At 47.4% G+C, this 19879-nt stretch carries 14 protein-coding genes; 8 read left to right on the top strand and 6 right to left on the bottom strand.

Translation table 11 applies throughout. The features are described 5' to 3' along the window. Positions 1-42 precede the first annotated feature (42 nt). The gene (locus GO755_RS12595; RefSeq protein ID WP_157585220.1) at positions 43-1311 is read right to left on the bottom strand and encodes a hypothetical protein; all 1269 of its coding nucleotides are present in this window, start codon (positions 1309-1311) and stop codon (positions 43-45) included. A gap of 111 nt (positions 1312-1422) precedes the next feature. On the opposite strand from GO755_RS12595, the gene GO755_RS12590 reads away from it, so the two are divergent. The 5 genes from GO755_RS12590 to GO755_RS12570 all read left to right on the top strand — a co-directional run bounded on the left by GO755_RS12590 (position 1423) and on the right by GO755_RS12570 (position 9308). Then, positions 1423-2454: a hypothetical protein gene (locus GO755_RS12590; protein WP_157585218.1), complete on the top strand. Its 1032-nt coding sequence runs from the start codon at positions 1423-1425 to the stop codon at positions 2452-2454. Between the two features lie 14 nt (positions 2455-2468). Further along, positions 2469-4931, top strand: coding sequence for an ABC transporter permease (locus GO755_RS12585; protein WP_157585215.1), 2463 nt, complete (start codon positions 2469-2471; stop codon positions 4929-4931). Between the two features lie 160 nt (positions 4932-5091). Next, positions 5092-6834: a serine hydrolase gene (locus GO755_RS12580; RefSeq protein ID WP_157585213.1), complete on the top strand. Its 1743-nt coding sequence runs from the start codon at positions 5092-5094 to the stop codon at positions 6832-6834. Between the two features lie 127 nt (positions 6835-6961). Beyond that, positions 6962-7804 carry an AraC family transcriptional regulator gene (locus GO755_RS12575; protein WP_227686939.1) on the top strand — a complete coding sequence of 281 codons (843 nt, stop codon included), beginning with the start codon at positions 6962-6964 and terminating at the stop codon, positions 7802-7804. A 70-nt stretch (positions 7805-7874) separates the two neighbouring features. Then, a complete protein-coding gene (locus GO755_RS12570) occupies positions 7875-9308 on the top strand; it encodes an alpha/beta fold hydrolase (RefSeq protein WP_157585211.1) in 1434 nt (477 codons plus the stop codon). A gap of 84 nt (positions 9309-9392) precedes the next feature. On the opposite strand, the gene GO755_RS12565 is transcribed toward GO755_RS12570, so the two are convergent. Beyond that, positions 9393-12950, bottom strand: a complete 3558-nt coding sequence (locus tag GO755_RS12565; protein ID WP_157585209.1) for a ThuA domain-containing protein — start codon at positions 12948-12950, stop codon at positions 9393-9395. Between the two features lie 311 nt (positions 12951-13261). Between GO755_RS12565 and GO755_RS12560 the strand changes: the two genes are divergently transcribed. Beyond that, positions 13262-13789 carry an ABC transporter permease gene (locus GO755_RS12560; RefSeq protein ID WP_157585206.1) on the top strand — a complete coding sequence of 176 codons (528 nt, stop codon included), beginning with the start codon at positions 13262-13264 and terminating at the stop codon, positions 13787-13789. A 58-nt stretch (positions 13790-13847) separates the two neighbouring features. On the opposite strand, the gene GO755_RS12555 is transcribed toward GO755_RS12560, so the two are convergent. From GO755_RS12555 to GO755_RS12540, 4 genes are all read right to left on the bottom strand, one after another. Further along, a complete protein-coding gene (locus GO755_RS12555; protein ID WP_157585204.1) occupies positions 13848-14783 on the bottom strand; it encodes a sugar phosphate isomerase/epimerase family protein in 936 nt (311 codons plus the stop codon). Positions 14784-14841: 58 nt separating this feature from the next. Next, positions 14842-15681 (bottom strand): ThuA domain-containing protein, encoded by an 840-nt coding sequence (locus GO755_RS12550; protein WP_157585202.1) that lies wholly within the window; start codon positions 15679-15681, stop codon positions 14842-14844. Positions 15682-15747: 66 nt separating this feature from the next. Beyond that, positions 15748-16497, bottom strand: a complete 750-nt coding sequence (locus GO755_RS12545; RefSeq protein WP_157585201.1) for a LytR/AlgR family response regulator transcription factor — start codon at positions 16495-16497, stop codon at positions 15748-15750. Between the two features lie 12 nt (positions 16498-16509). Further along, a complete protein-coding gene (locus GO755_RS12540; RefSeq protein ID WP_157585199.1) occupies positions 16510-17670 on the bottom strand; it encodes a sensor histidine kinase in 1161 nt (386 codons plus the stop codon). Positions 17671-17921: 251 nt separating this feature from the next. Between GO755_RS12540 and GO755_RS12535 the strand changes: the two genes are divergently transcribed. Together GO755_RS12535 and GO755_RS12530 are read left to right on the top strand one after the other, a co-directional pair. Continuing rightward, positions 17922-18263: a hypothetical protein gene (locus GO755_RS12535; protein ID WP_157585197.1), complete on the top strand. Its 342-nt coding sequence runs from the start codon at positions 17922-17924 to the stop codon at positions 18261-18263. Positions 18264-18420: 157 nt separating this feature from the next. Continuing rightward, positions 18421-19878, top strand: a complete 1458-nt coding sequence (locus GO755_RS12530; protein WP_157585195.1) for a Gfo/Idh/MocA family protein — start codon at positions 18421-18423, stop codon at positions 19876-19878. The last annotated feature ends 1 nt before the right edge of the window (position 19879 follow it).

The following is a 19879-nucleotide window of genomic DNA, read 5'->3' as shown; positions in this document are numbered from 1 at the left end:
TAAACATACGACCCTGTAGGGGTCGCATAGGATAGTGAAACTCTAAAAGTCATGAAAGACCCGCTTACCATTCGCTTGTAGATTGATGTTCCTAACTGCTCCTGTACCCATAAAACCATAGGCAATCCCTACGATAGATACCTTCTTTTGGGGGAGAGTTGCTTCGTAGGCTAGCTCGCCATTAATGTGATAATAGAGTTTGTGCCCATCGCTCGTACACGACACGTTTATCCAGTTGGAGAAATCGACCCCCAAACGGGATAAATTAGTCTTTTTGCCAGAAACCATACGTGATCCATCCAGTAATGACAGTTCCGACACACAGCCCTTCGTAGAAAGCGGAATCGTAATCGGCATATCGTCCGTGATTAGTTCAAGCCAGGTCTGTTGGCAAACAGCAGCTCCCTCGCCGTATTCATTTTTCACTTCACTAGTAAACGAGAAATCGGTTAGCGGAACGGGATCGAAATTGCCAACATTGAAATACTTAATCAGCGGAACCTGAGGTTGTAAAGGCACATTTTTTCGCTCAATTTCGGCAAGGGGCAGCCGCATCTTATCTGGCCCAATAAATTCAGGTGACTTCAGGTAAACGGGCACCGGTTTCGTAGCAATGAGACCAAGCCAGCCATTGGTCGGAATGAGCAACGGATGCTCTCGAACGATCTGCGTACCAACGAGCAGTTTAGCCCGGTAGAAGCCTGGCTCATAATAAATGGATGTATGTGTTTGCGCATCTTTATCGACCAAGGTTCGTCGACGCGAATCCCACGATTGTTGAATATAAACCGAATCGGTGGGCGATGCCGAGGAATTGTAGGTAAAAATGACCGAGTTCGGAATGCTTCGGGTCAGTGGTTTACTGCTAAAGCTGTATTGATCTGCGTTTAGTTGAGATTGTTTTTGGTCAAACGCGACGATGCCGACCAGGATAATCGCTACAACAAAACCGGCAATCCAGCTAAGCTTCACCCAATTGATGGTCGGTCTAACTGGCTCCACAGGTAAGCGTTCGACAGGTGTAGGCGGCAAGTCGGTAGGTGCCTGTGATTTGATAAACGTCCGCCAATCGGAGTAACCTGCAAACTGGGCCAGTGTATTCAAGGTCGTATTGCTCGGCAAATGCTGGTAATCGACCCGGCCCCAGATTCGTCGCAACGTACTTGCACTTAATGAAACACTTGTTTCTTCCAGAATCCGTTGCTGAAGATTCTCAAAATCGACACTTGTCCAGGATTCGCTCGCCCCCCAGTCGAGTTTTCGTTCAATAAGCTGTTTGCATCGGAGCAAATCGGTCGAATCAGAAACCATTGTGAATCAGCGTGATATAACTTGATAAAACTTGATCGGCAATTGAATTGCAAGGTAGTAAGTGATCTGGCTAGGTTTACTTCTTTCCGTCAATAAATCCTTGTAAACAACATGAACAAGTTGCCATTTTTAACCATTGGCCTGTGGTTATGCCTCCTTTTTCCGCTCAGTGCCCAAACCCTGTATGTCGATGCTACCCGAGGTAAAGATGAAGCGAAAGGTACAATTACTGATCCAGTAGCCAGTTTAGACAAAGCCGTAGCCCTGGCCCATGACTTTACGGGGAATGAACCTGTAACGATAAAAATCTATCCGGGCTTATATGTACTTCGGCAACTGCTGGAAATTAAAACCCGTAGCTCGTCAGCCGATACAGTACGCTATAGTCTGGAAGCCGTTACTATGCCCGACGATCCCGATTGGCAACCTACGAAAATGCCCGTCATCCAATCGATATCTGCCGATAACTCCACCAAGCAGTTTGCGCACGCAGTAGGCTTTCTGGTCGCCAGAAACAACGTGAGTTTCAAGGGACTTAAGTTCCTAGGAAATTCTAATCCGACCGTCCGTTATTATTATCCCATTACACGGGAGGACGAAACCTTACAGAGACTTAACATAAGCCAGTGTTATTTCATTGGCGAAAAGAACTCCTCCCCCATTCAGGGTGCCATTTGGGCGCATGGTGGCGGCACCCATGTGGATCACACCATTTTTTATGGGTGCAAAAATGCGCTACTTCTCTTCAAGTCAATTACCAATTTCGCCCTGACCAACTCAATCATTTCCGGCTCTTACGAAGCCGCCGTATGGTTTGGCGATAACAAGCCAGACTTCGTGTTCCGCAACAACATTGTTACCAATTGCGCTTATTTCTGGCTCAGGCCCGAGAACACGACGCCAGGCTATACGTTCGCTACGTCGGTTATCACGGGCAATGCTCACTACATGGGATTTTTCGGCTCGAAAGGCGCGGTTGAGGCCAGCGAAACGAACCAGATCGAGCATGGAGTTCGGAAATCAGGCACCATTCTGTTAAGCGAAGTAAAGACCAATGGATTGCCGACCGATTACCTGAACCTGCTGCCCCAGTCGGATGGCTATGACCTCAAGGCTGGCATTTTTAAAACCCCTAAGCAGTAACCCGCCCATTTATCATGTTCCGAAATTATTTAACCATTGCCCTGCGCAACTTCCGGCGTCAGAAAGGGTTTACTATTCTCAATATTACGGGCTTAGCCATCGGACTAGCCAGCGTAACGCTTATCTACCTGTTTATCATTGACGAACAGGATTTTGATCGCTTCCACCCCGATTCCGATAACCTCTATATTCTGGGCACGCATCGGAAGGTGAATGGCCAGGAACGAACATCGGCCTACGCAGCAGGAGCCTGGCTGAAAGCGCTCAAGAATCGTTTTCCAGAAGTAATCGGCGGAGCGCAGGTGGTGTCGATGGGTTATCCGGCTTCGTTCTGGGATCGAAAAACGGATAAAATCCTATTGTCCGAAAATGCGTTTTGGGTCAATCCTGATTTTAAGGATGTCTTTCACTTTCCCTTACTGCATGGCGATCCGAAAACGGTATTCGAGAAACCTAATGGCATTGTCCTCAGCGCCACCATTTCCCGGCAGTTTTTCGGAGATCAGAATCCAGTTGGTAAAACCCTGGAAACAAGCCACATCTATGCAACCGACAATAAATACATTCCGCTGACGATAACTGGTGTGCTGGACGATTATCCAGCCAATTCACACATCCAGCCCGACTACCTGATCAGCACCGGCATGCTACGTTCAATGATGACGGCCAATAATACAAACTGGCTGGAGAACTGGGGAGCCGGTGCTGGCTGGTTTCTGACGTATCTGCACACGACGCCAAACGCCGACGTTGAGAAAATCAGGCGCTTGTTTAATCAGGTCGTCCAGGCCAATCTTCCGAAAGATCCTACACGCCAGATTGAGCCTGCTATCATGCCATTGAGCGGGGTGCATTTCAATCAGGAACTTCGATCCAGTTATAACAATAGTCGAATTGGCGACAAAAAATACCTTTACATTTTTGCATCGACGGCCTTGTTGGTAATTATCATTGCCAGCATCAACTACATGAATCTGGCCACAGCCCGCGCCGTTCGACGAGCAAAAGAAATTGGTTTACGTAAAGTGCTGGGGAGCAATCGCTGGCAATTAGTCTGGCAATTTCTGGGCGAATCGCTGATTACTACGTTCATGGCGCTGCTGGTTGCACTGATATTAGTCGTCGTGCTGTTGCCTTTGTTTAACGTCATTGCGGGTAAGGATTTCACGCTGGCTCATCTGGTGCAAGGCAAACTGATTGGTGTTACGGTAGGTACTACGTTGCTGGTTGGGCTATTGTCGGGCAGTTACCCGGCATTGTATTTATCGGGGCTGCTGCCCATCAGCGTACTAAAAAATAATCGGTTCACCAGTCGCAGTTCCGACTGGCTTCGGAAAGGTCTGGTGGTGCTACAATACACCATCACGATTCTACTCATTGTCTCGACCGGTATCATGATGAAGCAAATGAACTTTATTCATCAATCGACCTTAAGCCGAAGTGGCGATCAGTTGTTATCGATTCGATGGTCGGGGATGGCTTCGCTGGATAAATATCAATCGCTAAAGCAGCGGATTCTGGAAGACCCAGAGATAGAGGTCGTCACGATGGCAAATCACTTACCTAATCAGGATTATTTTGGCTCGCTCGATCACGACGTTACGTTCCCACAACTGGGTAATCAGTCCTACTCCTGGGCAGCCATGCATGGAGATTTCGATCTTCCACAGGCGTTTAACCTTGAATTGATCGCCGGGCGAACATTCAGAAAGGACAATCCAGCCGATTCCAGTACGTATCTACTCAACGAAAGTGCTGTAAAATCCCTAGGTCTACCGCTTGACAAAGTGTTGGGCATGCGCCTGACAATCAAGCTGCCTTATGAGCAACCGAATCAGAAAAAGGAAGGAACCGTAATCGGCATTGTCCGAGATTTCCCATTCAGGTCGATCCACCACACCATTTCCCCGTTGGCCATCAGCGCGCGCCCTGATCCCGAAGACCGAATTGTGTACATAAAATTGCCGGCGAGTAAGTTCCAGGAAAAGATTGCGGAGGTTGAGAAAAAATGGAAGCAGGTGCTGCCCGGCGTTGGCTTCGGTCACTGGTTTATGAGCGAGGAATTTGGCCGGATGTATGAAGGTGAAAACCGGATGTCGGGTCTGTTCAAAGCATTTTCCTTGCTGTCGATCCTGATTGCGTGCCTCGGTTTATTTGGGCTGTCATCGTACCTCGCCGAACGACGTACCAAGGAGATTGGTATCCGCAAGGTAATGGGGGCTTCTCTGCTCCAGATTCTCCGCTTGCTGTTTACGCCTTTCCTCAATTTGCTGGCTGTTGCCTGTGTCGTCGCTCTGCCATTGGGCTGGTTCATGATGTACCGATGGCTCGAAGATTTTACGTATCGCGTGCCCATTGATGCGCTCATTTTTCTAGTCGGTATTCTATTGGTTTTCATATTGACAGCGATCGTGGTCAGCTACGAAACGGTACGAGCGGCTTTAACAAATCCATTGAATTCCATACGACAGGAGTAATTTTTTCTGACAGGATTAACAAGATTTACAGGATGATTAGCCCGACAAAAAAATCTTGTCAATCCTGTTAATCCTGTCAGAAAAACTATATGTCCCTCCAAGCAACGAAAGCTGATTTTTGCGCATCTTTAGGTTGACTATTCCCCTCACTGTCATTCCTATGCGTCAACTTATCCAGTCTATCGCCGTTCTTTCCTTGCTATTCCTCGCTGCCGAAAGTCGCGCCGACGATCTCGATGAATTTATTCGGAAGCAAATGCAGAAACGGCACGTACCGGGTCTGTCTATTGCCATCATTCAGGATGGTAAAATCGTGAAGGCCCAAGGCTATGGTTTTATTGACAAAAATGGCACTACGCCGGTCACGCCATCTACGTTGTTTCAGGCCGGTTCTATTAGTAAATCGGTGGCCGCAGTTGGGGCGTTGCGTTTGACGGAAGAAGGCAAGCTGTCGCTCGATGAGGATGTGAATACCAAACTGAAGACCTGGAAAGTTCCGGAGAATGAATTCACAAAAGACAAGAAAGTTACGCTGCGTGGATTGCTCAGCCACACAACTGGATTGACGGTACACGGCTTTCCTGGTTATGAGGTAGGCACGCCGATTCCAACAGTAGTACAAATTCTCGACGGTACATCTCCCGCTAACACCCCTGCTGTTCGGGTGGATTTTGTGCCGGGAACCCGCTGGCGGTATTCGGGAGGTGGTTATACGGTTATGCAGCAACTCATGCTCGATGTAACGGGCCAGCCTTTTCCACAGTTTATGCAGTCGACAGTACTAGGCCCACTGAAAATGGCAGAAAGTACTTATCAGCAGCCACTTCCTGCCGACAAAGCCAAAGCAACCGCCACAGGTCATTATGGAGACCGTAACCTAGTAAAAGGACGCTGGCATGTTTACCCCGAAATGGCAGCCGCCGGATTATGGACAACTCCATCTGATCTCGCCCGTTTTGCGATGGGTATTCAAAGCGCTTTTGCGGGAAAACCCGGTGCCATCTTGTCGAAATCAATGACCCAGCAAATGCTTACCGATCAAAAGGACAACGATGGACTGGGCGTCTTTCTGGAAGGTAAAGGCCCAACAATGCGTTTCGGGCATAACGGACGGGATGAAGGGTTCGATGCCTTTATGACGGCTGGTGCTGAAACCGGACAGGGTCTTGTTATCATGATCAACGCCAATGATAACTCCCGCATGATGGGTCAAATTACGGAGGAAGTGGCTAAGCAATATCATTGGCCAGACTATAAGCCAATGGTAGGCGCCAAACGTATCGCTGTCCCGGTTGCTGCCAAAGCCCTTACTGCTTACGAAGGTCGCTACGAGCTTAACAACAACCAAATGATCACGTTTGTAGCCAGTAAAGACCGACTGTATACGCTGATCGATGGGTTTAACGACGAAGAGTTCGTGCCCGAAACACCAACCCACTTTGCTTCGGCCGATCGCGATATTTATTTAACATTCAGCCCTAACGAAAAGGGAGAGGTTACAGAACTGCTTTGGAAAACCAACAAAGGAGAACGAAAAATACCACGCATTGGTCCGCTCTTCAACGCGCCCAAATCGGCACCAGACCCTGATCCGACCCGTACTCGCAAGATCGAAGTCGCGTTGATGGCACTGGCTAAGGGCGGTAAAGCAGTAGAAGAAACACCAGGTATTACGCCGGGGGCACGGAAAGATTTTGCTCAGGGAGCCGGTGTACTTGCTGATCTCAAATCCATTACGTTCATCAACGCCGAGGATGTTAAAGGGCGTGGCATTGAGCGGCACGAAGGTAAAGTAGATCAAATTCTGAATTACAAATTCGGTACTACCAATGCACCACATTATGTGATCGTCCATCTGACGTCTGACGGACTGGTTACGGATTATGATGTAGTGGATAAGTAGAAGATCGTCAGGTTTGAACGAATCGCATCCTCGGTCTGTGTCCTCACAGAACGCCTTTGGCGCGGCCTTTGTCAAAGCGTTCTGTGAGGACACAGGCCGAGGATGCCACTAAAAATAGAATACATCAATGGATAAAGCGATAAACGGATGTCATTACCAGATGACGGAGATTTTCGATAACATTCGAAAACTCTACCGATTCGCTCATCCCTGTCCTGAACTGGCCGATTACATCGAGTTTTTCTCGGAGTCATCTGCCGAGGAAACGTATCAGTATGCAGGCGATAATCGATTCATCATCAAGATGTTTCCGAGTTGGACACCCACCTGTTATATTAATTTAGGTCAACCGTATCGGTTATCCGTTGGCGCAACTCAATACCAGATTCAACCGAGCACCGATGTGCTCATTTTGCGAAACAACATCGTTGAGCGACATAATTTACCGACAGATCACATTTTCACCATCAAGTTTTTTCCGGGTGGACTGGAAGCGATACTCGGCATAAACCAGGCTCAATTTTCGGATCAGGTGGTGAGGCTGGAAGCCGTTTTACCGGCTTCTCTAATTAACCGGGTAAAACAATTGGCTGACTTTAGCGAGCGAGTCCAACTACTCCAGAATTTCTTTTTAAGTCAGTACAAAAAGAAAAACACCAACGCCTATTACGTCGACGTCGTGCAGAAAGCGATTGGCATCTATGGAACCGGAAATCTGGAATTTACGAGTAGCCAACTAGCTAACGAACTGTCTACGACCAATAAAACGATCTATCGCTATTTCACCAGAATAATTGGTACTACGCCCAAACAGTACTTCTCCACCGTGCGAGCCAGAACGGCTTTATCGGCATATGTGACAGATAAAAAACAATTCTCGCCCTATGATCATGGCTATTATGATATGAGCCATTTTTACAAAGACGTTGTCCAGTTTACCGGCAAGAAATTAATTGAGAGTGTCCGTTGAAGATGTCCATTTTTTACTAAAATCCAGATCAGGCCCGCTTTAGTTTTGTCGAAAATTAGTTCATAAACGTATGAATCGATCTTCGATGCGGGCATGCCTGCTTGTGGTTTTATTACTTTCTATAACGTATGTCAAGGGCCAGCCAGGTGTTGTCCGAACACTCGAGCCTTGTGCCTGTCCAGTTCCAATAGACAGCAGTTTTCACACCCGCTGTGCTTATTTGATTGTGCCCGAAAACCGGAAAAAGAACAACGGGAAAACCATCAAACTTCCTTTTATTCTGGTAGAAAGCAAAAATCCCAATAAAAAGAAGGACCCACTTTTGTTCACGGGCGGAGGACCGGGCGGCAGTTCGTTGGGTTGGGCAAGAGGTGCTACCCAAAGTCCACTTATCAATGACCGGAATTGTATCGCCTTTGAGCAACGAGGGACCTATTTTGCGCTTCCAAGGCTACAGGGCACCGAACTGGATGATGCAATCAGGGAGTCATACCGCAAAAACCTGAATAAAGATAGTATGATGGTCGTGGGTGTTAAGCGCTACAAAAAAGCACTGGAAGCTAAGGGGATCGACCTTTCCGGCTACAATACTGACGAAACGGTAGCGGACATTCATGACCTGTTAGCCACTTTGCGGGTCGATTCAGTTAATCTACAAGGCATTTCCTATAGTGGTGGGCTTATGCTGGCTGTGCTCCAGAAAGATCCATCCAAGGTTAGGTCATTAATTCTGGACTCCCCACTGCCCACATTCGTGCCTATTGATGAAGATGAGCCCGCCAACTTCAACGAATCGCTGAATATCCTGTTTGGCCATGTTGAGAAAGACTCGACAAACAAAGCCTTATACGGCAACCTGAAAGAGAAATTCCAGCGTTATTTTTCCTCCATCGGAGCGAAAGCGTTTTACATTCCTTATGTAGAAAAAGGCACGACCGATACGTTACGCATTCAATATACCCGACGAGATTTATTGGGCGTCCTCGTTAACACGCAGATGAAGCATATTCCCTACACTATCACCGAAATGATAAAGGGCAATCATTATCCTTACATCAAGCGGGTTCTGGATGATATTTTTGAACATAGCACCGCTCCGTCAGGTATGCGAATTTCGGTGTACTGCGCCGATCAGACGGCCTATCATAGTGAGAAAGTCCTTCAGCAACTGTATGATACGTATCCGTACTTGAAAGGGTATCACATCAATGATGTCTATAAGGAATTATGCGATTGCTGGCAGGTTCCGCCCATAAAGCCAGAAACCAAGCAGCCTTTTTATTCCAACAAACCCGCTTTACTGGCGGATGGCGAACTTGATAACGCCTGTCGGCCGCTCTATATCGACCAGATTCATCACTACATGCCCAATAGTCAGCGATTATTGTTCACCAATCGCGCACATGGAGTTGGCGGGGAGGATATGACTCGTTTTACGCAGTTGTTTTTGACTAACCCGTATAGGAAAATAGAGTCAGGTAAAAAGGAGATTATTACGTATTGATTGTAGTACCGACCGTCCCGGTCGGGCGTGTAGTCAAGAATTTCTCGCCCGACCGAGACGGTCGGTACTACAATCAATACGTCCTTAATTTTGATTAAACTGAATACTATTCAATTGTATGATGTTGTCATTGGGTTTATCGCGCTTCATGACCACTACATACACGTCGTGCTTGCCTGTGAATTCCTTATCGAACGTGCCTGTCACCTGGTTGTTAGTTTTCCAATCGCCAGTAGCTTTATAAGGCGCTCGACTAACGACTGGCCCGGCGTAGGAATCGAGTCGCACTTCGATGTCACCATCTTTATTGAGCGATGAATAATCATACGTCAGCGATTTGATAGTGGTCATATCAATGCCTTTCAACAGCACATACGCTTTGTGATTTCCAGCCCCCAGGCGGTTGCCCCAGCGAGGGAAACCAACATACAAATCGGCGTTAATCGTTTTCACGTTGGCGTTACGTAGCGTAACCACATCCGTACCGGTGAGTGGTCCGACAACCTTACCGCCCGGCGCGGATGCGCCCTTGTCGGTATACGAAGCCACCAGCGTGTATTGCCCACGCGCATCTTCTGGCTTATGTTCGTTTACCGCAAGGCTTCCCTGCAAGGGTGCTACTTTCTGCTTACGGGCATCGGTCAGCGAGAAAATGTACTTCACCATTTCCTGAGCGTCCTGCGTCGGAATTTGTGGGTGAGCACTCATGAGGTGATCTTTGCTCCAGCTACCACCTCCACCTTCAATGATCTTTTTCGCCAGTTTGTCGACACTTCCGGGCTGACCCTTGTAGCGGTCTGCAACAGCTAGAAACGTTGGCCCAACGGATGGTTTATCAATCGTATGACAGGCTTTACAGTCGCTACTCGCCATCAGGGTTTTACCGATCGATCCGTTCCCAATCGACGCTAAATCCTGGTGCCCCTGTTGCACAACTACGGTTGGGGCACTTCTGGGTTGGGCGCTGTATTCCGAATACACCTTAATACGCTTAGGGTCAACCTTCCCGTCCTCTTTATCAGTCACGTTTACGGAATAAGTAAACGGCTTGTTTTCCCAGTAAAATGATCTGTTACCGGGCGTAGCAATGACGACTTCCGGCTTAGCATTACCCACCTTCACCACAATCGTATCGGTGCCGACTAAACCCTTCTGATCAGTTGCTCTCAGAATGGCGTTATATACACCAGGCTGGGTGTACGTATACGTCGCCATAGGGCGCTGGGCACCAACTGTTTTACCATCAAAGAGCCATTCATAAGTGATGGCATCATCATCGTCAAGGTCGGTACCACGTCCACTGAATTTCACACGCAGAGGAGCCTGCCCGGCGGCTTCGTGTGACACGGGTGCATTTTGCCCATCGGATGTGAGGTAGGACCGTGAATTATGGATCGCCATAGCCACCGAATCAACGACATTGGCTTTAACCGTTGGTGGACGATTACCCGTGTTGTATTCAATTTTCACCAGGCGCGCATCGTCGTTATCGGCACCGTATACCGAGCCGTATTCGAGCATATACATAATACCTTCTTTACTGAAAGCCAGATCAATAGGTCGCCGAAAATCGCCATTTGCGGCCATAAACGGCTCATTCCGGACGTAGTTTTCGTCTTTATCAAGCCGAACAGCCAGCACCCAGTTGCGCATCCAGTCGAAGACAAATAGCGCACCATCATAGTATTCCGGGAATTTAGTTTTGGACGACGAATTCCTGTCGTAATTATAAAACGCGCCAGCCATCGCGCTACGTCCTCCCTGGCTCAATTCCGGAAACTCCTTGGATACTGCGTAAGGATACCAGATCATCGCCGAATTAGTTGGCGGCAGGTTTTTCAGGCCCGTATTATTGACGGAGTTATTAACAGGTGCTTTTGGGTCAAATTTGGGCCCGAGGGCGTTGGTGGCAAAGTCAAGTTTCGGATAGGGTTGGCTATTACCGATAAAGAGAGGCCAGCCATAGTTTCCCGGTTTTTTAGCCTGATTAAACTCGTCATATCCTCTTGGACCAATCGTACTATCCTTGCCCGCATCGGGGCCAATTTCACCCCAATACAGGACTGATGTCTTGGGGTTCACCGCAATCCGGTAAGGGTTCCGCAAACCCATCGTATAAATTTCCGGGCGGGTCTGAGCTGTGCCTTTCGGGAATAGGTTGCCATCGGGAATGGTATACGTTCCGTCAGGCTGGGGGTGAATCCGTAGAACTTTCCCCCGCAAATCGTTGGTGTTGGCCGCGCTACGTTGCGCATCAAGGGTTAGGTGGTCGGGGCGTTCGTCAATGGGCGAGTAGCCATTCGAGGGGAACGGATTGGTGTTATCACCCGTCGATAGGAACAGATTGCCTTCTTTGTCCCAGGCCAGCGAACCGCCGTGGTGGGCACTGGCTTCAAACTCACCCGGCAATTTGAGGAGTATTTTTTCGGAAGCCAGATCAAGTGAATTATCGTCCTTCACCACAAAGCGCGACAAATGGTAAGTGGGGTCTTTATCGGTATTGGGCGAGTAATAAACGTAGAGCTGATGATTGGTCGAGAACTTTGGATCGAGCGTAATGCCTTGTACGCCAAAGCCTAACTTGGTGGTTACGGCAAATCGATGCATTACTTTGTAGGTGTTCTTGCGGGAGTTATAAACCCACAAATTTCCGCTCCGTTCTGTGAAGAATACACGGCCATCGTCTGCCACGGCTAGTTCCATTGGTTCGTTCAGGTCATTGACCAGCACGGTTTTCACAAACCGGTTATCTTCGGGCATCACCACGGCATATGACTTACTGTAATCCAGTGCTTTACCACTACCCATAACCCAATTAAGTGCCCCTAGCAGGTGCTGCACAAACAATGGCTCACTGAAACTGGCATCTTCGTGACCGCCACCGGTGTAATAGGCCCGTCCGCCATCAAATTCATGATACCAGGCAATGGGGTGATTGCTTCCGTTGATGCCACCTTCGTACGTATTTTCGTCTAGGTTGGCCAGCACATGCAGATCGGAGTAAAGCGAGCGATAGTTGTACCACTCATCGGTTCGCTCCCAATGATCGGGCAGCATACTGGTCGAAGGGTGATTCTTGTCAATTACGTCTACCGTTGCTTTACGGACATTGGATTGACTGGGGTGACTGGCAAAATACCCGCCCGCAAGTTTGTTGTACCAGGGCCAATCATACTCCGTATCGGCAGCCGCATGAATACCCAGATAACCACCCCCAGCCTGAATATAGCGCTCAAAAGCAGCCTGTTGGACCTGATTTAATACGTTTCCTGTTGTGCTTAGCCAAACGACGGCCTGGTAATTCTTCAGGCTATCATCATTGAAATAAGCCGCATTTTTAGTGGTGTCAACTCTGAAATTATTCTCTCGGCCGAGTTTCTGTAAAGCCGCAATACCAAACGGAATGGAGGTATGCTTCCATCCTTTTGTTTTCGAAAAAACCAATATCCGACGTGGACTGGCCTGTTTAGATACAACTGGAGCCGTGGGGGCATCGGCAACAACCGATGTCTCGGTCGTAGAAGTCACAGCGGTCTGCCTGACGTTTTTCTGAGTATTCAGGCAGGCGTATAGAGACACGGTAGCCCCGGCGACTCCCAGAAATCGAAGTACCTGTTTAGGAGAAGTTGATAACCAAACCATAGGTGTTGAAAAGTTGAAGGCTGTTTAGGGTAGCGAAAACTGACTTTTCGTAAGCAGTTTTTGCAGTTAATCAATAAGCCCGACCAATGGATAAACTACCCGGCTAAAATCTCACGGCAGTTACGAAATTCAAACTCCTTAAAAAGTGAGCGTCAACAGCGTGATGTCTAGTACATACAGCTAAAGAAAAGGAGTTGAATCGAGCGTTTGCTTAAACTTGATCAGGGCGCAAATGGCAGTATTATAAAACTTGAAAAATTTGTCAGATGATGGTTATTTTTGGTTCTAATGTTAACCTTTCCCTTATCTAAATGAATCGATTTTTACTCTGTTCCCTGGTTTTAACGACTATTTCCTCTGCTCTTTTTGCCCAGCAAGCCTATGATGTTGAAGCCGGTAAACCCGCTCAATTGAATGGAATTGACTATGGTTTCGAAATTCGCAATGAACGTCAGATGGAAATTAGCGGTGAGAATTTTATGCGCTATGAACTTTCGGTTTACGCCACCAATAGGAGTAACTGTACCAAATTGATGTTTCCGAGGCAAACCTTTCTAAGCACAGACGAACCAAATCAACTGGCCGTATTCGATTGTCTGAATGCCACCGGAAAACGACTCACCTCTAAAAGTGGAACCGTAGTAGCCCGACCCTTCATGGTACCTTACCAGCAAAAGATCAAGAATTCAGAAGGAAAAGAGGTAACCACCACCACCAATGTTCAGGCTGGCTTTATGCTTCGAAATGGCGAAACAGTGAGTAATTCATTTATTGCCATCGTTCCAAAGGGCGAACGACCGGTTATGAAAGTTCGGATTAAAGACATCCCGGATTTATAAGATTTTTCATTAAACACAGAGCGGGCCGTCGTTACGGCCCGCTCTGTGTTTAATACATCTACGCCAAAGAAATCTGAGCTTTAGTGGCCTGGCTAATTACAAATTGCCGGGCTTCATCGTATTCCTCTGCGGTACGCAGATGTTCCAGAAGCAAAGGCACTTCCTGCGGTAATGACGTAACATTGCGGATGTACGCTACATAATCCAGGCTCCCTCGACCTGGCATTGTCTCTATAAAATGACCATCTTTTGGGGCAATATCCTTGGCGTGAGCCGATACAATCCAGCGCCCTAATTTTCGGAAAGTCTCGTCGATAAGCGCTTTGTTATTGTAATACCGCGCCGGGGTGTTAATGATGTTGGCCATATCGATGTGAGCACCAAAAGCAGGTCGGTCGATGGCTTTAATAAATTTCAGATAAGAGTCCGGGCCGTCGGGCAAACTCCAGCCCATCATTTCGAGCGCGAATTTGGCCCGTTTGGGTTTTACAGCGTCAATTACCTTTCGACAATTCTCGACCGTCGCGTCGAAGTATTCCTTGGTCAGGTCTCGCGCATCGGGGCCGTCCCAGCGAGTGGGATTGTATGAACCCCCAATATCCACACAGGTTCGGGCACCAACGGCTTCGGCTAGAGCCAGTCGTTCGGTAACGTACTCCAGATTTTTCCGGCGTTTTTCAGCATCCTGATCCAACATATTGACCCACGCTCCAACTTCTGCAAGAATCACATTCTGCCCCGCAAACGCTTTCTCAATGGCCAAAATTTTATCGGTGTCTTTCAACTCAACGGCAGGAACGTAAGCCGAACTATACTGCAATCGCCTATGCTCTCGTGCCAAGTCGTCGGGGTCCTGGCTTTTTAGGAAAATTGGTCCGCCCAATCGTAATGGTTTTTGGGCTGTTTTAACGATTGGGAGCTTGAAATTCACAACAGAACTGCCAGCCAGCACAGCCGACGACTGCAGGAAACCACGGCGTGAAATGTGTTTCATCAGGTTGATGGTTGGTTGAGCTGTCTTTATCAAGACTTTTGTAAAAAGCCGTGACAGGCTATTTCTTGCTATTCCCTAACCACATAAGCGCGTCGATCAGGAATTTATTCTGCGTTTCATTTGAGAAGGTAAACGACAATTCTTTGTTCGTTTTATTCTCATAATCGATGTCGTTATGACCAATGTTCGAATAGATCATTTTGTACTTCTTATTCGTCCAGACAACCGGATAATAGCCACTGTGCCATATTTCGTGTGGTTTGGGACCTGTGCCCAATGGAAAGCTGGTCGAGTCGATGGACATCAGGATGTCGATATCGGGGTTCTTTGTCAAATCATTCGTCCACCGATACCATTCATTTGGAGCTGTTTTGAAGGTTGCAGGCAAATGCTTTGTCGATGGATGTTTTCGATCTTCAACCCGCAGAATAGCTGATGTTGGTCGCCAGGTGTTGCTTTTATAGGAACCCGATCCCAGAAATTCGTTATGATACCAATCCCAGTTCTGTGGGTATTTTGAAGGCGTCAGGGCAAATCCGGCGAAGTGGAACCCCATCCACCCTCCCCCATTTTTCATGTATTTTTCAAAGGCTTCTCGTTGAGCAGGTTCTTCGGGGCGAGTATCGAAGAATAATACGACCTGATAGTTAGCCAGAAATTCGGTGTTCAGATTGTTCCAGTTATCGGTTGAATCATAACTGAAATTGTACTTCTCAGCAGCCTTCGGAAACCACCGATTAGCCTCATGCACATAGCTAATATGCGCTTTATCATTCTGCGCTGTATAAAAAGCAATTACCCTGAATTTGGGTTTCTTAGTTTGCGCGCGAAGAGCACCCGCAAGGCAAAGCAGGCAAACGACAAGGATTTGAAAAGTTCTTTTGCTGATTGGAAGCATTGATTTGACGGTTAAGTCCTGCCTCCTAAAGCGACAAAGCGAAAGAACATACTAACGCACAGTTTGCTACTCCATCTTCAGCACTCGCCCAACTTCTTTGTGATATAATCGACCAATGGGTAGCTCCTGTCCGGCTATATCGACATAACTAGGAGTATAAGCCGTAATTTTATCAACGGCTACGACAAACGAGCGGTGGATGCGCAAAAAGCCAACCTCTGGTAGCATTTCTTCCAGTGAACTAATGCTTTGCTTAACCACCAAAGGCTTAGCCGAGGTCGTGATGATTTTAACGTAGTCCTTCAGGCTTTCTACGTACAAGATGTCGTGGATGAAGACTTTCACCATCTTGCGATCGGCGCGGAAATACAGGAACGTATTCTCCGCTGGCGCTACTGATTGTTTCTCAACAGATTGATTAGGTAAGGCCTCAGTCTGTCCAGCGTTGAGGAGGCTGTTCTCAGATCGCATCACCTTGGAAACCGCTCGTAAAAAGCGTTCAAACGAAATTGGTTTGAGCAGGTAATCGACTACATCTAGTTCAAAGCCATCCAGAGCATAATCGCGGTAGGCAGTCGTAAAAATGATTTTGGGTGGCTGTCGCAGGCTACGAACGAAATCGGTACCAAGCAGTTTCGGCATTTTAATGTCCAGAAACATCAGATCAACCGGTGTGGTCTGCAACACCCCAAACGCCTGAATAGCATTGTGACATCTGCCCACTATTTCCAGACCATCGATCATGTTGATGTGCGACTCGATAACGGCCAGTGCAGGTGGTTCATCATCAACGAGCAGGCAACGTATTGAAGACATAGTGTGAATAAATCAGGCTGTTTCAGCGAGTTGTTTTATGGGCAGAAAATCTGTGACCAGCGTAGGCGCTAGTTCCAAAGTCAGCGCAACCATAAACGTTTCTTCTTCGGGTACAATTCGTAACTCATGGCGACCAGGGTATAACAAATTTAGTCGTTTCTGTACATTCTGTAAACCGATACCTCCGATATGCGTACCAGTGTCCGAATTCGATTCCCGACTGTTGATGACTTTGAATTTCAGCTGATTTCCCTGAACTGACAAATCGATATGCATCCAGGCTTGTTCGAGTTGTTCGCTGGTACCGTGTTTAAAGGCATTTTCCAGAAATGGGATCAGTAGCAGCGGAGCAATTAGTTTATCCAGATAATTTCCCGAAATAGTAATCGACATATCCAGCCGGTCGCCATAGCGAAGTTGCTCTAGTCCAATATAGTTACGCATAAACGCAATCTCCTTCTGAAGCGGCACTTCCGACGCATTGCACTCATATAGCATGTAACTCAGCAAATCCGACAGTTTCAGGACCACAGCTGGCGAATGATCTGATTTATGGAGCGTGAGTGCATATAAGTTATTGAGCGTATTGAACAAAAAATGCGGATGAACCTGTGATTTAAGCAGTTGCAATTCGGCCTGTAGTTTCTCCTTATCAATTTGTTCGTAAGCCTGTTGTTTCAGATACCAGATTTTCACCAGCTTAATCGCTGCGGCAAAACCACCAATGGTCGTAGCACCACGCATACCCGCCATCATGGCAAAAACGAATGTATTCCCCGAGAAGCGCCCATTTACCATCATCCGAATAGGATAAACAATAAATTTGGCCAGTACTGCCGACAGGAACGAGGTTGCAATAATCAGAAGAATGGTGTTTATAAATGACCATCCATAGCGCCCGGTAAGTAGGTATCGGGGTATCACCCAATACATCAGACTATAGGCCAGAAAGATGTGAGCAGGCATGAATAAGATCGAGTCGATCCCCGATACAAGAAAGCCTTTCAGGAAAGCTATCGGCCAGGCAACTCCTTCATTAAGAAGGTAGTTAGCGGGCAAAAAACCATAGGTAAGCGTAAAAAATAATGCCCATGCCAACCAGAATAAACCATGCCGTACCAGTCGTTGGCGCGGTTGGTTTGAGAAGACAAATTCCTGCGTAAGAAGTTGCATAAGTCAGCTGATTACATAGCCGAAAATAGACAAACAGATTGGGTTTGCCTACAAGCTAGTCCAATTGTCGACAGACGACGGTGAATAGTCGCCCAATAACCACATTTAGGCCAAAATGCCGTTGGTAGACAGGAGAATGGAGTATAGTGTCGAACGTAAGTTGCCGGGCGAAAATCGAAGCGGGCTATTATGCGTGTTTCTACTTTTGATTCAGTTATCAACTAATCGTAAACACACAAACACGTAAAACAATGAACACCATTTCACAACTCCGCCTGGCCTTCGTGGCCCTCCTCTTTACCACTGCCTCATTCACTACGCAGGCACAATTAAAAAAAGAGCAACCCATTGCCAAAGATGGTTTCTGGGTCGTTGAAACAATGCCCAAAAGTCAACAGAGCATCGTACGTTTTTATACGAATGAGGAAAAACTCATTTACGAAGAAACCATAGACCGCAACCTGAACATTGCCCGCAAACAAACCAAACTTCAATTAAATGTAGCGCTTGAACAGACTCTATTTATCTGGAATGCTACCCACAAAGTACCAACCGACCGCCAATGGGTAGCCGTGCAGTTTGAGAAGAAGTAGGGTTGAACTGGCAACATTTTTAAACGCAGAGGCACAGAGAACACAGAGTTATCGGTATTATTTACCTCTCTGTGTTCTCTGTGCCTCTGCGTTTTAAAACAAGGGTAAATCGGCCTGTAAACGCGCTTTATCGGGTATACTAGAAACCCTCAACTCTATGCAGGCTAACAGACGCAAATTCATAAAAAGCTTATCGGCAGCTTCGGCACTCGTTGCTACTGAGAGCCTTGCCAAACCATTCGGTTTTCCAGCCTATATTCCGAACCTGAAGACGATTAGTCCCAACGACAAAATCCGGTTTGCTACGATTGGCATGGGTATTCAGGGCAACTTCGATACACAAGCCGCCCTGCGTAATCCCGATGTAGAATTGGTTGCTGTAGCTGATTTGTATGATGGTCGACTCGAGCACGCCAAAAGCGCTTATGGTAAAGACAAAGACCTCTTCACCACCCGCGATTACCGCGAAATTCTGGCTCGACCCGATGTTGATGCGGTCCTGGTTGTTACACCAGATCATTGGCACGACCACGTCACGATTGCTGCTCTGAAAGCAGGCAAGCACGTATATTGTGAGAAGCCGATGGTGCAACATCTGAACGAAGGCAAAGCAGTGATTGATGCCTGGAAGAAATCGGGAAAAACCATGCAGGTTGGCAGTCAGCGCATCAGCAGTGCCTCGTTTCAGGAAGCGAAACGGCTGGTGGAAGCGGGCGAAATTGGCCAGATCAATTATATCGAATCCAATAATGACCGGTTCAGCGCAATCGGCGCCTGGGACTATTCCATTCCACCCGATGCATCGACCCAAACCGTCGACTGGGATCGTTTTCTGGGCGATGCACCGAAGCGACCTTTTGACGAAAAACGATTCTTTCGCTGGAGGAACTACAAAGATTACGGCACGGGCGTAGCAGGCGATCTATTCATTCACCTCATTACGGGCGTTCACTTTGTAACCAACACAATGGGACCCACTCGCATTTACTCGTCGGGCAACCTGGCTTACTGGAAAGACGGTCGCGATGTACCCGATATCATGGCGTGCATTATGGATTATCCCAAAACAGATCAGCACGAGGCTTTCCAGATGGTGCTCCGGGTAAATTTTGCCAATGCGGGAAAAATCAACGACGTAACGCGCATCATTGGCAACGAAGGCCAAATCGAGTTTTCGGAAAATAACCTCATCATGACCAAGAAGAAACTGCCACTTGCTCCTGGCTATGGCGGCTACGACAGTTTCTTTACGTTTACTGAACCTGTTCAACAGGAATTTGTGAAAGGGTATGATGCCAAATATCCACCCGAAACGCGCAAGGCAGATCCAGTAAAAGAAGTGAAATTCGAAGCGCCCAAAAATGATGATGCCCATGCTAAGCATTTCGGTAACTTTTTTGATAACGTGCGAGCTGGTAGTCAGGGTACCCTCGAAGATCCGGTTTTCGGTTTCCGGGCGGCCGCACCCGTGCTAGCCTGTAACGAAAGTTATTTCGAGCAGAAAGTTGTGCATTGGGACCCCGTTACAATGACTCAGAAAAACCCAACGACTCCATCAGCGACGCATAAGAAAAAATCGACTGTTGCTTCAGCAAAGACTGTAGCTAAAAAGTAAT

The organism is Spirosoma arboris (assembly GCF_009754945.1).
GTDB lineage: Bacteria > Bacteroidota > Bacteroidia > Cytophagales > Spirosomataceae > Spirosoma > Spirosoma arboris.
Note: the sequence above shows the minus strand (reverse complement) of the source record. Positions and strands in the feature narration are given on the sequence as shown.